Here is a 15361-nt window from a genome sequence, read left to right as displayed (position 1 = left end):
CCCCGAAACGATCCAGGAGTGCGGAAGATGTTTTCGCTCAAGACCCTCAGCCATCGCATGCCGTCCGTCGCCAGTCTCGTGCTCTTCGGCGCCATCGGCATCGGCGTTTCCGCCTGCTCGGAAGAGAAGGCTGAGGTCAAGCAAGTCATTCGGCCGGTGAAGGTCGTCGAGATCGCCAAGGCCGGCGACACCCGCAAGCTCGACTATTCGGGCTCGGTCAAGGCGCGCACGGAGATGAACCTAGGATTTCGCGTCGCCGGCAAGATCACCGAACGCCTCGTCGATATCGGCGACAAAGTGAAGCCGGGCGACGTGCTCGCTCGGATGGACTCCACCGATTACCAGCTGGCGGTCAAGACGGCGGAAGCCAATCTCGCAGCCGCTGAAAAAGGCGTCGAAACCGCCGATCTCGTGAACAAGCGCAATCAGCAGCTGTTCGACAAGAATGTTTCGCCGAAATCCCAGCTCGAGCAAGCGTCGCTCAGCTACGATCAGGCCGTTTCAAGCCGCGATGCCGCCGTCTCGGCGCTCGATCAGGCGAAGAACCAGGTGAGTTATGCGGAGTTGAAGGCCGACCACAACGGGATTGTCACGACGATCAATGCCGATGTCGGCCAGGTCGTTGCGTCGGGCACTCCCGTCGTCGCCGTTGCCGTCGACGGCGAAAAGGAAGTGCAGATTGCGGTTCCGGAAAACGACATTGCCGAATTCAAGCCGGGCAAGACAGTCAAAGCCAGCTTCTGGGCCGACGACAGGCTGGTGCTCGACGGCAAGGTGCGCGAGGTTTCCGGCAGCGCCGACCAGCCGTCGCGTACCTTTGCGGTTCGGGTGAGCCTGCCGAACGATCCGCAGGTGTTGCTCGGCATGACGGCGACGATAGAGGCCGATGTCAGCAACGGCAACAGCTATGTCTCGATCCCGCTCAGCGCCCTGGCTGAAAAGGACGGCAAGCAGATGGTCTGGACCGTCGACCGCGACACGGCGACCGTGCACGGCCGTGACATCAAGGTTGCCGACTTCACCGGCGACGGCGTGCATGTGACCGAGGGTCTCGATACCGGCGATCTCGTCGTTTCGGCTGGCACGCAGTTCATGAGCGAAAACCTGAAGGTGAAGGTGCCGAACCAGCAGTCGGCCCTGGCCGCCACGGACCAGACCGTCCGCTGATAGCGCCATAAAGAGAGAACAGGACCATGGACGCCACCACCACCACCGAAAAGCGGCCCTTCAATCTGTCGCGCTGGGCGATCGGACATCCGAGTATTGCGCGTTTCCTCTTCGGACTGATCATCATCACCGGCGTGCTCGGCCTGATGCGCATGGGCCAGCGCGAGGACCCCGAATTCACCTTCCGCGTCATGGTCGTTCAGGCGATCTGGCCAGGTGCTTCCATTCAGGAAATGGAAGATCAGGTCGTCAACAAGATCGAGCGCAAGCTGCAGGAAACGCCCCATATCGACTGGGTCAAGTCCTATACCCGGGCGGGTAGTGCGATTATCACCCTGCAGGTCAAGGGCGACACGAATTCGCAAGAAGTGGCGGATGCCTTCTACCAAGTACGCAAGAAGGTCGGCGACATCTCCAACGAGCTGCCGCAAGGCCTGCTCGGCCCTTATTTCAACGACGAGTTCGGCGACACCTTCATCACGCTGCATTCGATCAGCGGCGACGGCTATTCCTATCCGGAACTGAAAAAATTCGCGATCCAGGCGCGCGACATGCTGTTGACGACGCCGGGCGTCGAAAAGGCCGTCATCATCGGCGACCAGCCTGAGAAGATCTATATCGACGTCTCATCCAAGGCGCTCTCCGAGCGCGGCCTGACGATCCTCGATCTGCAGAACGCCATCAAGGGCCAAAACAATGTCGATCCGGCAGGCTCGGTCGATACCGGCCTGCGCTCGGTGCGCATATCGGTCGAAGGCGACGTGAAGAAGGCGGCCGATATCCGCGAGCTGCGCCTTCGCGCCGGCGGCCAGGTAACGCGCCTCGGCGATATCGCCACCGTCAGTTCCGGGCTCGAAGACCCCTACCAGCGCAAGTACCGTTTCAACGGCCACGACAGCGTTCAGGTCGGCGTCGTGATGGCCAAGGGCTTCAACGTGACCGATGTCGGCAAGGGCGTGGAGGCGACCTATCAACGTTTCGAAGAGGCGCTGCCCTACGGCGTCGCCGTCGATCAGATCGCCAACCAGCCCGACGTGGTGACGGATGCGGTCAGCGAATTCATGCATGCGCTCGGCGAAGCTCTCATCATCGTGCTCGTCGTCTCGTTCGTATCGATCGGCTGGCGATCGGGGCTCGTCATCGCCATCGCCATTCCGCTGGTGCTCGCCGCCACCTTTGCGCTGATGTATGAACTCGGCATCGACCTGCAGCGCATCTCGCTCGGCGCGCTGATCATCGCGCTCGGCCTGCTTGTCGACGATGCAATGATCGTCGTCGAGATGATGGAGCGAAAGCTGGAGGAGGGGCTCGTCAAGATCGAGGCGGCAAGCTTCGCCTATTCCTCGACCGCCTTCCCGATGCTGACGGGCACGCTGATCACCACGGCCGGCTTCATTCCCGTCGGCTTCGCCGCCTCGACGGCCGGCGAATATGTACGGTCGCTGTTCTACGTCGTCGGCATCGCGCTCGTCACCTCGTGGTTCGTCGCCGTCTATTTCACGCCGTGGCTCGGCTATATGATCCTCAAGCAGCGCCATCACGCCGGCGAGCATCACGACGCCTTCGACACCGGCTTCTATCGCCGGCTGCGCGGCACGGTCGGCTGGGCGGTGCGCCACCGCGTCATCGTGCTGCTGCTGACGCTCGGCACCTTCGTCACCAGCCTCTGGGCCTTCCAGTTCATTCCGCAGAATTTCTTCCCGCAATCCTCGCGGCCGGAAATCCTCGTCGATCTCTGGCTGCCTGAGGGTACCAGCATCAAGGAAGTCGAGGTGCAGGCAAAGGCACTCGAAGCCAAGATGATGGATGATCCCGACAAGCGGTTTATCGCCACCTATATCGGCGAAGGCGCGCCGCGCTTCTTCCTGCCGCTCGACCAGCAGCTGCGCAATCCGAACTTCGCCCAGCTGCTCGTCATGGCCAATGACGAACCGGCACGCGAGCGGCTGATCGTCAAGCTGCGGACGATCCTTGCGGAAGACTTCCCCGACATTCGCGGCAAGGTCGACCGCCTCTTCCTCGGTCCGCCGACCGGCTGGCCGGTGCAGATGCGCGTCATGGGGCCTGACCGTCAGGAAGTCAGGGAGATCGCCGATCAGGTAAAGGCGCGCTTCCAGGCCAATCCGGAGCTCGGCGCCATCCATGACGATTGGCTGGAAGAGGTGCCGGCGATGAAGCTGGTGATTGACCAGGATCGCGCCCGGGCGCTCGGCGTCACTTCGCAGCGCGTCCGCCAGATGTTGCAGACCGCCATGTCAGGGGCTGCGCTCGACGATTTCCGCGATGGCGAGGAGACGGTTTCGATCGTCGCCCGCGAGCCGGATGCCAGCCGCTCGCTGCTGTCGGCGGTCAACTCGGTCTATGTCCCGACGGATTTCGGCGGCTTCGTACCGGTCTCGCAGGTCGCCAAGGTCGTGCCCGTCATGGAGCAGGGCATCGAATGGCGGCGCAACAGGCTGCCGACAATCACCGTGCGCGCCACGCTGCCTGACGATGTGCAGCCGAACGACGTGGTGATGAAGATGTATGCCGACATGAAGGATCTGCGCGACAGTCTGCCTGCCGGCTACAAGGTCGAAATCCAGGGCGGCGCCGAGGATGCGGCAGAAAGCCAGATGTCGATCGCCGCCAAGGCGCCGATCATGCTCGCCGTCATCATCGTGCTGCTGATGGTGCAGCTGCAGCATTTCGGCAAGGCGATGCTGGTGCTCGCCACCGGACCGCTCGGGATCATCGGTGCGGCGGCCGCATTGCTGATCAGCGGCGCCCCCTTCGGCTTCGTAGCGATCCTCGGCGTCATCGCGCTGCTCGGTATCATCATGCGCAATTCGATCATCCTGGTCGATCAGATCGACCAGGATATCAAGGCCGGCATGCACCGGCAGGAGGCGATCGTCGGCGCGGCCGTGCGACGTTTCCGGCCGATCATGCTGACGGCGCTGACCGCCGTGCTGGCGCTGATCCCGATCTCGCGCGGTGTCTTCTGGGGTCCGCTCGCCTACGCGATGATGGGCGGCATCCTGGTTGCGACCGTGCTCACCATTCTGGTTCTGCCCGCCGGTTACGCTCTTTTCTTCGGCCGGGAGCCGAAGGCTAAGGACGAGCCGGGCGAGCATGCCGACGCCATCCAGGAAGAGGCGGATGACAGACATCCGCCGGCGTTGGCAGCAGAGTGAGGACGGCGCGGCGAAAGCCGCGCCGTTTTCCTTGGCTACAGGTCCTCGTGCGCCGATTCCATTGCCGCCTCGAAAAAGCTAAGCTGCCAAAGCATGCCGGGATACCAACCGCGATCCCGGCCACTCAGCGACGAGGCAGAGCACGACCATGGCCGATTACCATCTGGAAGCAAGCTGGAGCCCGATCGAGGGCAGTTTCGGGCGCCTCACCTTCATGCTTTTCAATCTTTCGACCGAGCCGCTGTCCGGCTTCTCGCTCGCCTATACGTCAGAGACGCGGGTTCCCGACAAACATGTCTGCGACGGCGGCAGCCTCAAGCGGCGGGTCGCGCATTTCCATGAATTCCTGCCGCCCGAAGACCTGAGCGTGCCGCCCGGCGGGCGCTGGCGGTTCACCGTCGAGGGGCTGACCAGGGAGCCGAAACATAGGACGGCCGGCGTCAAATCGGCCTATCTGACACTTGGCGACGGACGCCACGTTCCTGTTGGTTTCGGCGATCTCATGCTCGAAGGCCGGAATGGTGGCGTGGCGCCGCCACTTCTGCCGCCAGGCCGGGCCGAGGAACCTTATTCGCTGCTGCCCTGGCCGCTGGCGCTCGGGCTGAAGGCGGGAGAGCTGCCGGTCGTCCTTTATCCGGCCGAGCGGACGCGCCCTGATGCGGTCAAGGCGCTCTCGCTGGTTCTGGAGCTCTACCAGCGGCTCTATCCGGCCGACAACGTGCCGTTTTCCCTCAGTGCCGTCGAAGGCGGGCGGGCCATTCGTTTCGTCACCGAATCGTCGATCGCCGCCTTCGCCTACGAATTGCGTTTTGCCGCGCATGAGATCGTGCTTTCGAGTGCGGATGCCGCCGGGCGGCATTACGGGCTGATCAGCCTGGTGCAACTGCTGCACGGCGCCCGCGCCGATCCCGAGCGCTTCAAATTCCCCAATTTCGGCACGATCGCCGACCAGCCGCGTTACGACTGGCGTGGCTGCCATCTCGATGTGTCCAGGCAGTTCTATCCGGTGGCAGACGTCGTGCGGCTGATTGATATTCTCGCCTGGAACAAGCTCAACATCTTCCACTGGCATCTGACGGATGACGAAGCGTGGCGGCTGGAGATCAAGGCCTATCCCGCGCTGACGGAGATCGGTGCCCGGCGCGGGCCGGATGAAGTGCTCGTGCCGCAGCTCGGCGACGGGGCGCAAACGCGCTCCGGTCATTACATGCAGGAGGATGCCAGGCGGATCGTTGCGCATGCAGCCTCGCTGCATATTGAAGTGGTGCCGGAAATCGATATTCCGGGCCACAGCATGGCAACGCTGTTCTCGCTGCCCGAGCTCGTCGACGGGCAGGAGGCGCCGGACAGTTACCGCTCGGTGCAGGGTTATCCGAACAACGCCCTTAATCCGGCGGTGGAATTCACCTATGAATTTCTCGGCAAGGTGTTCGACGAGATGGTGACGCTGTTTCCCGGCGAATATCTCCATATCGGCGGCGACGAAGTGGCGCATGGCTCCTGGCTTTCCTCGCCGCTCTGCAAGGCACTGATGGAGAGGGAGAAACTGGCAGGCACCGCCGAGCTGCAATCCTATTTCCTGAAACGTATCAAAGCCATGCTGTCGGAGCGCGGCAAGAAACTCGTCGGCTGGAACGAGGTTTCGCATGGCGGCGGCGTCGACCGCGACGGCACGCTGCTGATGGCCTGGGAAAAGCCCGCCGTCGGCATCGAGCTGGCACAAGAAGGCTACGACGTGGTGATGACGCCGGGGCAGGCCTATTATCTCGACATGGCGCAGGCTGAGGCCTGGACCGAGCCCGGCGCCAGCTGGGCGGGCTACGCGCCGCCGGAACACACCTACGCTTACGAGGCCGAGGGCGAGCTGCCGGAGGCGCTGCGTGAGAAGATGCGCGGCATCCAGGCCTGCATCTGGACTGAAAATTTCCTCTCGCGTGCCTATTTCAACCGGCTGGTTTTCCCGCGTCTCCCAGCGGTCGCCGAGGCTGCTTGGACGCCTTCTGCGCGTAAGGACTGGGATCGGTTCGCAGCGATCGTGCGGATGTGGCCGGTGCTTTAAGCCGCCGTCTCGGCCTTCAGCCCCAAAAGCGCTGCGCCGATCAGGCCGGGTTCGATGCGGCATTCGCTGCGCACCACCAGCGGGCGATCGAACTTGCGCAGGATGCGGGCGCGCACGGCGTGGTCGAGCTCGGCAAGCAGCGGCTCGACATTGGAAAGCCCGCCTCCGACCGGCACAATGGTCGCGCCGGTGATGTTGATCGTCAGCGCCAAGGGCGAGGCGACGAGATCGACATAGACGTCGATCGTCCTTGTCGCCTTTTCCTCCCCACGCCCCCACTGAGCAATGATCTCCTCGCTGGAAAGGTCGAGATCGTGCAGCGTCTGGTGCAGCCGCTCCAGGCCGCGGGCACCGCCGACGGTGTCGACGCAGCCCCTCTGGCCGCAGCCGCAGGCATAGGCGGGAATGGCGACGGGCGGATTGCCGGCCGCAGATGCGATGATCGGCCCATGACCCCATTCGCCGGCAAAGCCGCCGGCCTCGTTGACGAGGCACCCGTCGGCAACCAGGCCGCCGCCGACGCCGGTGCCGAGGATGGCGCCGAAGACGATGCGGTGGCCGCGGCCGGCGCCGAGACCGGCTTCGGCCATCGCGAAACAGTCGGCGTCGTTGGCGATCAGCACCGGCAGGCCGAGCTCGACTTCGAGATCGGCGCCAAGCGTACGGTGGTGGATGCAGGGAATGTTGGCGCAGATCAGGCGCTGCGTATCGGGATCGACGACGCCGGCGATGGAGAGGGCGATGCGGCTCGGCTGTTCGCCGGTTTCGGCGATGATGTCGCGCAGGGTCTCGACGAACGCGGCAAAATCATCCTTGGGCGTCGGGCGGCGGCCGAGGGGAAGGATGTCTATCTCGGAGTGGGCGATGCCGCCCTTGATAGCGGTGCCGCCGATGTCGAATGAAATGATCATTGCCACTCTGCCGTTTTTCTGGTCTCCCACCGTCTGCTTGCATTGTTGGCGGGGAATTTCAAGCGCTCATTCGGCGGTGGTGTCGCCGGCTTTAGGGTCGTGTCGTGTGCTACCCCGTCTGTTCTGCTTGACATCTCTCCCGCAGGTGGGGAGATCGGATAGGCGCGACGGTTTTCCGTCTTTCATTCCGTCATGGCAAGACGTTGGAGAAATCCGGTGAGCCCAAGCCCATCGGCTTCGATCGCGGCCGCAATTTCTAACCCCACAAGTCATTCAATTGGCATATTGCATCGCCAGAATCCGGCCCTACACTTTTATCAACTGCCGGACCCACGACCATCGATACGAGAGAAAACAGTACCATCCGAAGACCACGTCCCAAAGGCCGCCGCCTCTCATCCATTTTGCGGCAGATGGCCGCCGACCAGAGCCGCGAACGGATCTCGATAGGCGATCTGTTCGATACTATGGGTGACAGGGCGATCAGCGCGTTGATGCTGATCTTCGCGCTGCCGAATGCCTTTCCCACTCCGCCGGGCACCTCGGCAGTGCTCGGGGCGCCATTGGTCTTCCTGGCAGCGCAACTGACCTTCGGGCTGAAACCCTGGCTACCGAAGGTGATTGCCAACCGTTCGATGCGGCGGGAGGATTTCGAGACCATTGTCGGCCGCATCCATCGCTGGCTCGCCTGGGCCGAACGCATGCTGAAACCGCGGCTTGCGATCTTCGCCGAACCGCCGGCGGAATATCTTGCCGGGGCGGCATGCCTGCTGCTGTCGATCGTGCTGCTGCTGCCGGTCCCGCTCGGCAACATCCTGCCGGCGGTCACGATCTCGGTCTTCGCCTTCGGCATATTGGGCCGTGACGGGCTCTTCGCGCTCATCGGCTTCGTGATGACGGCCGTGTCGCTCGTCGTCGCCGGCGGGGTGATTTACGGTCTCGTGAAGGCGGCGATCTATCTCGTCGTGCAATGGTTTGCCTGAGCGGGTTTGCCGGAGTGATGGCGGTTATTTAGCGGTCCACTTTGCAACAGGCTCGACATTTGCCGGAATTTTGTTTTGATCTGGCGATACAGACTCAGATCATGTTCGGCGGCGGCACGCCGGCTCACTTCGCGCGGTAGGCAGTAAATGGTAAAAAGATCCGAGACCCCTGCACGGCTCGACGATGCGGCGCGTGCCGGCTGGCTCTATTACGTCGCCGGGCGCACGCAGGACGAAATCGCCGCTGCGATGGGCATCTCGCGGCAATCGGCGCAGCGGCTGGTGTCGCTGGCGGTCGCCGAGCGCCTGATCAAGGTGCGGCTCGATCATCCGATCGCCGCCTGCCTGGAGCTCGGCAGTCAGCTGCGGCGGAAATTCGGGTTGAAACATGTGGAAGTGGTGCCGAGCGATCCCGCATCGTCGTCGACGACGGTCGGTATCGCCGAGGCGGCCGCGGCCGAGATCGAGCGGTGGCTGAAACGGCCGGAGCCGATCGTGCTCGCCATCGGTACCGGCCGCACGCTGAAGGCGGCCGTCGACCAGCTTCCGGCGATCGAATGTCCCAATCACCGCATCGTTTCGCTGACCGGCAATATCGCCCCGGACGGATCGGCGGCCTATTACAACGTCATCTTCAGCATGGCCGATGCGGTGAAGGCGCGGCACTATCCGATGCCGCTGCCGGTGCTCGTCACCTCGGCGGAGGAGCGGGAGCTGCTGCATGGCCAACAGCTGGTGCGCTCGACGCTGAATATGAGTGCGCAAGCCGATGTCACCTTCGTCGGCATCGGCGAGCTCGGCATCGATGGGCCGCTCTGCGTCGACGGGTTTCTCGAGAAGGACGAGATGATGGAGCTGATGCGCGGGGGTGCTGTCGGCGAGATCTGCGGCTGGATCTTCGATGTCGATGGCAGGTTGATCGACAACCCGATCAACGAGCGCGTCGCGTCGGCGCCGATCCCGTCCCGCGACGCGTCGATGGTCATTGGGCTGGCCAAGGGCAAGCGCAAGTTCAAGGCGATCAGGGCTGCGGTTGTCGGCCATCAAATCAACGCTCTGATCACCGACGAAGAGACGGCTGAGTTTTTGCTCAGGAGCTGAGCAAAAAATATTCTCGTTAAATCAATAGGATGACCATCGCCTTCGGCACCGCAGCAACGATTGTCGATTGACATTCCTTATTGTTTATTGAGTAATTGCCCATGAGCGAAGCGAATGCTCACACCCCATCTTCTGGGAGGAAGATTATGACATTGAGAACTTTTCTGCTGGGCGCCTGCTCAGCACTGGCGTTTGCCGGTATGGCTTCGGCCGAAACGCTGACAATCGCGACCGTGAATAACGGCGACATGATCCGGATGCAGAAGCTGACGGATGATTTCAAGGCGAAGAACCCCGGTATCGACCTTGAATGGGTAACCCTGGAAGAAAACGTGCTGCGCCAGAAGGTCACGACCGATATCGCGACCAAGGGCGGCCAGTACGACGTTCTGACGATCGGCACCTATGAAGTTCCGATCTGGGCAAAACAGGACTGGTTGCTGCCGCTCGACAATCTCGGCGCCAATTACGACGTCGACGACTTGCTGCCGGCAATTCGCAGCGGCCTGACTGTGGACGGCAAGCTCTATGCTTCGCCGTTCTATGGTGAAAGCTCGATGGTCATGTACCGTAAGGACCTGTTCGAAGCTGCCGGCCTGAAAATGCCCGACGCGCCGACCTGGGACTTCGTTGCCGACGCTGCCCGCAAGATCACCAACAAGGACAAGGAAATCTACGGCATCTGCCTTCGCGGCAAGGCCGGCTGGGGCGAGAACATGGCCTTCTTGACGGCCATGTCCAATTCCTTCGGCGCACGCTGGTTTGACGAGAAGTGGAAGCCGCAGTTCGATCAGCCGGAATGGAAGGACACGCTCGACTTCTACGTCAAGCTGATGAAGGACGCCGGCCCTCCGGGCGCCTCCTCCAACGGCTTCAACGAGAACCTGGCGCTCTTCCAGACCGGTAAGTGCGGCATGTGGATCGATGCAACGGTTGCCGCTTCCTTCGTCGCCGATCCGAAGCAGTCGCAGGTCGCCGACAAGGTCGGCTTCGCGCTCGCCCCGGACAAGGGCCTCGGCAAGCGCGGCAACTGGCTCTGGGCCTGGAGCCTCGCCATCCCGGCAGGGACCCAGAAGGCCGAAGCTGCTGAGAAGTTCGTTGCCTGGGCAACCAGCAAGGAATACAGCAACCTCGTCGCCGAGAAGGAAGGTTGGCTGAACGCACCTCCGGGCACCCGCAAATCGCTCTATGCGAATGCGGACTACCAGAAGGCGGCTTCGTTCGCCAAGATGACGCTCGACTCGATCGAGTCGGCCGATCCGACCAAGCCGACCGTCAAGCCGGTTCCCTATGTCGGCGTCCAGTTCGTGGCGATCCCGGAATTCCAGGGCATCGGCACGGCGGTGGGCCAGCAGTTCTCCGCAGCTCTTGCCGGCCAGCTCTCGGTCGACCAGGCCCTGCAGGCAGCCCAGCAACTGACCACTCGCGAAATGACCAAGGCCGGCTACATAAAATAAAACCTCCTGAGCAAGAGGCGGATCCTTGACAATCCGCCTCTCTGGGCCGCCGATTGCCCGAACTGCATCGGCGGCCGCTTTTTTCCAGACAAAGCTGCCTTGCGGCCGCTCCCCGCTTCAGTCCAGATCGGTGATTGCCATGGCAACGTTACACACCCGCTCCTCCGCGCGCCTGATGATCGCGCCCTCCGTGCTGCTGCTTTTTGCGTGGATGATCGTCCCGCTGGCGATGACGATCTATTTCTCGCTGCTGAACTACAATCTGCTCAGCCCCGGCATGGAGAGCTTCGTCGGTTTCCTGAACTACGAATATTTCCTGTCGGATCCGGCCTTCTTCGCCGCGCTGATCAACACGCTGCTGCTTGTTGCCGGCGTGTTGCTGATCACCGTCATCGGCGGCATCGCCTTTGCGCTGCTGCTCGACCAGCCGATGTACGGCCAGGGCATCGTGCGCATCCTGGTGATTGCACCGTTCTTCGTCATGCCGACGGTGGCAGCACTGGTCTGGAAGAATATGTTCATGAACCCGGTCAACGGGTTGTTTGCGCATCTTGCCAAGGCGCTCGGCCTGCAGCCGATCGACTGGCTGGCGAATGCGCCGCTGTTTTCCGTCATTCTGATCGTCGCCTGGCAATGGCTGCCGTTTGCCACCCTCATCATGCTGACGGCGCTGCAGTCGCTCGACGAGGAGCAGAAGGAAGCCTCCGAGATGGACGGCGCCGGACCGATCTCGAAGTTCATCTACATCATCCTTCCGCACATGGCGCGCGCCATCACCGTGGTGATCCTGATCCAGACGATCTTCCTGCTTTCGGTCTTTGCCGAAATCCTCGTCACCACCAATGGCGGGCCGGGCACCGACAGCACCAACCTCACCTATCTCGTCTATGCCCAGGCGCTGCTGCAGTTCGATATCGGTGGGGCATCGGCCGGTGGTATCGTGGCTGTTATCCTCGCCAATATCGTCGCGATCTTCCTCGTGCGCCTCGTCGGCAAGAATCTGGAGGCTTGAGATGGCCAGAAAAGTCACAACCAAGCGCAAGCTCATCGTCACCGCGATCGCCTGGACGCTCGGCATCCTGATCTTCTTCCCGATTCTCTGGACGTTTCTCACCAGCTTCAAGTCGGAAGCCGATGCCATCGCCTCGCCGCCGCAGTTCCTGTTCTTCCACTGGACGACGGAGAACTACGCGGAGGTGCAGAGCCGGTCGAACTATCTCAGCCACTTCATGAACTCGGTGATCATCTCCTTCGGCTCGACGCTGATCGGCCTGATCATCGCCATTCCGGCCGCCTGGGCGATGGCGTTTTCGCCGACCAAGCGGACCAAGGACGTGCTGATGTGGATGCTGTCGACCAAGATGATGCCGCCGGTCGGCGCGCTGATCCCGATCTATCTGATGTTCCGCAATTTTGGCCTACTCGACACGCGCACCGGCCTGGTGATCGTGCTGACGCTGATCAACCTGCCGATTATCGTCTGGATGCTCTACACCTACTTCAAGGAAATCCCCGGCGAGATCCTCGAGGCGGCGCGTATGGATGGGGCGTCGCTGATGAAGGAGATCGTCTACGTGCTGACGCCGATGGCCGTGCCCGGCATTGCCTCGACGCTGCTTTTGAACATCATCCTTGCCTGGAACGAGGCGTTCTGGACGCTCAATCTCACCGCCTCGAAGGCGGCGCCGCTGACGGCCTTCATCGCTTCCTATTCCAGCCCCGAGGGTCTGTTTTACGCCAAGCTCTCGGCGGCATCGACGATGGCGATCGCGCCGATCCTGATCCTTGGCTGGTTCAGTCAGAAACAACTCGTCCGCGGCCTGACCTTCGGCGCTGTGAAATAACATAAAAGGGAGAGAAACATGGGCAGCATTACCCTTCAGAAGGTTTCCAAGGTCTTCGGCGAAGCCAAGGTCATCCCTTCGATCGATCTCGACATCAAGGACGGCGAGTTCGTCGTCTTCGTCGGTCCGTCGGGCTGCGGCAAGTCCACGCTGCTCAGGCTGATCGCCGGGCTCGAGGACGTCTCCGGCGGCAAGATCGTCATCGACGGCAGGGACGCCACCGAAAAGGCGCCGTCCGAGCGCGGCCTTGCCATGGTGTTCCAGTCCTATGCGCTTTATCCGCATATGAGCGTGCGCAACAACATCGCTTTCCCGCTGAAGATGGCGGGCATCGACAAGGCGGAGATCGACCGCAAGGTCAGCGATGCCGCCCGGGTGCTTAACCTCACCGACTATCTCGAGCGCAAGCCGCGCCAGCTGTCGGGCGGCCAGCGCCAGCGCGTGGCGATCGGCCGCGCCATCGTGCGCCAACCTTCGGCCTTCCTGTTCGACGAACCGCTGTCGAACCTCGATGCGGCGCTACGCGTCAACATGCGCCTCGAAATCAGCGAGTTACATCAGCAGCTGAAGACGACGATGGTCTACGTCACCCACGACCAGGTCGAGGCGATGACCATGGCCGACAAGATCGTCGTCCTGAACCGGGGCAATATCGAGCAGGTCGGATCGCCGCTCGAACTCTACAGCCGTCCCCTGAACCTCTTCGTCGCCGGCTTCATCGGCTCGCCGAAGATGAACTTCATCACCGGCCAAAACGCCGCCGCGCTCAATGCTCATACCATCGGCGTCCGGCCCGAACATGTGCTGCTGTCGATGGAAAGCGGCGACTGGAAGGGCAGGGTCGTGGTCGCCGAACATCTTGGTTCCGACACTTTCCTGCATATCGATGCCGATGGCATCGGCATGCTGACGGCGCGCGGCAGCGGCGATTTCGCCGCCAAAGCGGGCGATACGGTCTTCCTGACGCCGGACCGTTCGCGTATTCATAAATTCAACGAAGGCGGTCTTGCCATCTGAGGCAGCCGGCCGGGCCGGAGGGCAGGCATGCGAGCCGGACGATGGCGCCCGGCCGTCTCGGCAAGACCTTCAAGAGGACTGAAACATGACGTGCAAACTATCGCTGGCAACGCTTTCGGATGTGGCGCGCACTGCTGCCATCCCTGGATATGACAGGGCGTCGCTGAAGGCCGGCATCGTGCACTTCGGCGTCGGCAATTTCCACCGTGCCCATCAGGCGATCTATCTCGACGATCTCTTCAACGCGGGCACGGATCACGACTGGGCGATCGTCGGCGCCGGCGTGCTGCCGTCGGATGCGGCGATGCGCGAAAAGCTTGCGGCGCAGGATTTCCTGACGACGGTGGTCGAACAGGACAACAACAAGACGGCGGCGCGCGTCACCGCACCGATGATCGACATCCTGCCGGTCGGCGATGCCGCTGCGATCATCGCCAGGCTTGCCGATCCCGAAATCCGCATCGTTTCGATGACGATTACCGAGGGCGGTTATTTCATCGATGCCTCAGGCACGTTCAATCCGGCCCATCCGGCCATTGCCGCAGACGGAGAGAACCCCAACGCGCCGAAGACGGTGTTCGGCCTGATCGTCGCCGGCCTGAAGGCGCGCAAGGACAAGGGCATCGGACCTTTCACCGTCATGTCCTGCGACAACATTCCCCATAATGGCATCGTCACCGCCAATGCCGTCGTCGGCACGGCGGCACTTTCGGATCCTGCCTTTGCCGACTGGATCCGGGCGAATGTCGCCTTCCCGAACGCCATGGTCGACCGAATCACGCCGGCGACCAGCCAGCGCGAGATCGATTTCCTCAGGGACAATTTCCAGATCGAGGACAGTTGGCCGGTTTATTGCGAGGAATTCAAGCAATGGGTGCTCGAGGATAAGTTCACCGCCGGCCGGCCGGCGCTGGAAAAGGTCGGCGTCACCTTCGTTGCCGATGTCACGCCTTACGAGCATATGAAGATCCGCATCCTCAACGGCGGGCATGCCGCGATCGCCTATCCGGCGGCGCTGATGGACATTCACTTCGTGCATGATTCCATGGAAGACCCGCTGATCCGCGCCTTCCTCGCCAAACTCGAGAAAGACGAGATCATTCCGATCGTGCCGCCGGTGCCGAACACGTCGCTGGCGGATTATTTCGCGCTGATCGAACATCGCCTGCTCAATCCGAAGATTGCCGACACCATTCCGCGGCTGGCGCAGGACGGCTCGAACCGCCAACCGAAATTCATCCTGCCGTCGACGCTCGACAATTTGAGTCAGGGCAGGGACGTCGTCGGTCTGGCGCTGGTTTCGGCACTCTGGTGCCGTTATTTCGCCGGCAAGACCGACAGCGGCAAGGATATCGTCTTCAACGACGCGAGCGCAGAGCGCCTGCATGCGGCAGCGCTGAAAGCCAAGGACGATCCATCGGCCTTCCTCGTCTTCGACGATATTTTCGGCGAAGTGGCGAAATCCGAACTTTTCCGCAAGCGTTTTGCCCATGCTCTCAAAACCCTGTGGGAAAAGGGCACGCGGGAGACGCTGCAGCTCTATCTCGACGGCAAGCTCGCAGTGTAAGAAATTCGGTGGCGGTCTCTACTGCCGCCATTCATCCGGCCTTGCGAGTGAAGCGGGACGGTAACGCGTCCGAATTGAA

General features: G+C 62.1%; 11 protein-coding genes. 10 read left to right on the top strand and 1 reads right to left on the bottom strand.

The genetic code is table 11. From position 1 onward, the window contains the following. Positions 1–27 precede the first annotated feature (27 nt). The 3 genes from AC244Q_RS19580 to AC244Q_RS19570 all read left to right on the top strand — a co-directional run bounded on the left by AC244Q_RS19580 (position 28) and on the right by AC244Q_RS19570 (position 6402). On the top strand, positions 28–1167 hold the full coding sequence (locus AC244Q_RS19580) for an efflux RND transporter periplasmic adaptor subunit (RefSeq protein WP_113548142.1): 1140 nt from the start codon (positions 28–30) through the stop codon (positions 1165–1167). 26 nt (positions 1168–1193) lie between these two features. Continuing rightward, a complete protein-coding gene (locus AC244Q_RS19575) occupies positions 1194–4343 on the top strand; it encodes an efflux RND transporter permease subunit (RefSeq protein ID WP_113548122.1) in 3150 nt (1049 codons plus the stop codon). 148 nt (positions 4344–4491) lie between these two features. Beyond that, positions 4492–6402, top strand: coding sequence for a beta-N-acetylhexosaminidase (locus AC244Q_RS19570; RefSeq protein ID WP_113548123.1), 1911 nt, complete (start codon positions 4492–4494; stop codon positions 6400–6402). Here AC244Q_RS19570 and AC244Q_RS19565 read toward each other — a convergent pair. Further along, the gene (locus AC244Q_RS19565) at positions 6399–7313 is read right to left on the bottom strand and encodes an ROK family protein (protein ID WP_128407413.1); all 915 of its coding nucleotides are present in this window, start codon (positions 7311–7313) and stop codon (positions 6399–6401) included. The genes AC244Q_RS19570 and AC244Q_RS19565 overlap by 4 nt on opposite strands. A gap of 413 nt (positions 7314–7726) precedes the next feature. Between AC244Q_RS19565 and AC244Q_RS19560 the strand changes: the two genes are divergently transcribed. From AC244Q_RS19560 to AC244Q_RS19530, 7 genes are all read left to right on the top strand, one after another. Beyond that, positions 7727–8296: an exopolysaccharide biosynthesis protein gene (locus AC244Q_RS19560; RefSeq protein WP_245274032.1), complete on the top strand. Its 570-nt coding sequence runs from the start codon at positions 7727–7729 to the stop codon at positions 8294–8296. Between the two features lie 147 nt (positions 8297–8443). Beyond that, entirely contained in the window at positions 8444–9397 is a 954-nt protein-coding gene (locus AC244Q_RS19555; protein ID WP_012759073.1) for a sugar-binding transcriptional regulator, read from the top strand. A gap of 146 nt (positions 9398–9543) precedes the next feature. Continuing rightward, on the top strand, positions 9544–10854 hold the full coding sequence (locus AC244Q_RS19550; RefSeq protein WP_012759072.1) for an ABC transporter substrate-binding protein: 1311 nt from the start codon (positions 9544–9546) through the stop codon (positions 10852–10854). A 139-nt stretch (positions 10855–10993) separates the two neighbouring features. After that, complete coding sequence (locus tag AC244Q_RS19545) at positions 10994–11866, top strand: carbohydrate ABC transporter permease (protein WP_020487036.1); 873 nt, start codon at positions 10994–10996, stop codon at positions 11864–11866. Between the two features lies 1 nt (position 11867). After that, entirely contained in the window at positions 11868–12698 is an 831-nt protein-coding gene (locus AC244Q_RS19540; RefSeq protein ID WP_012759070.1) for a carbohydrate ABC transporter permease, read from the top strand. Between the two features lie 18 nt (positions 12699–12716). Further along, positions 12717–13715, top strand: a complete 999-nt coding sequence (locus tag AC244Q_RS19535; RefSeq protein ID WP_012759069.1) for an ABC transporter ATP-binding protein — start codon at positions 12717–12719, stop codon at positions 13713–13715. Between the two features lie 85 nt (positions 13716–13800). Then, positions 13801–15282 carry a mannitol dehydrogenase family protein gene (locus AC244Q_RS19530; protein WP_128407412.1) on the top strand — a complete coding sequence of 494 codons (1482 nt, stop codon included), beginning with the start codon at positions 13801–13803 and terminating at the stop codon, positions 15280–15282. The last annotated feature ends 79 nt before the right edge of the window (positions 15283–15361 follow it).

This window comes from Rhizobium sp. CB2179, from assembly GCF_057653455.1.
This window is presented reverse-complemented; position numbering and strand designations above follow the sequence as displayed.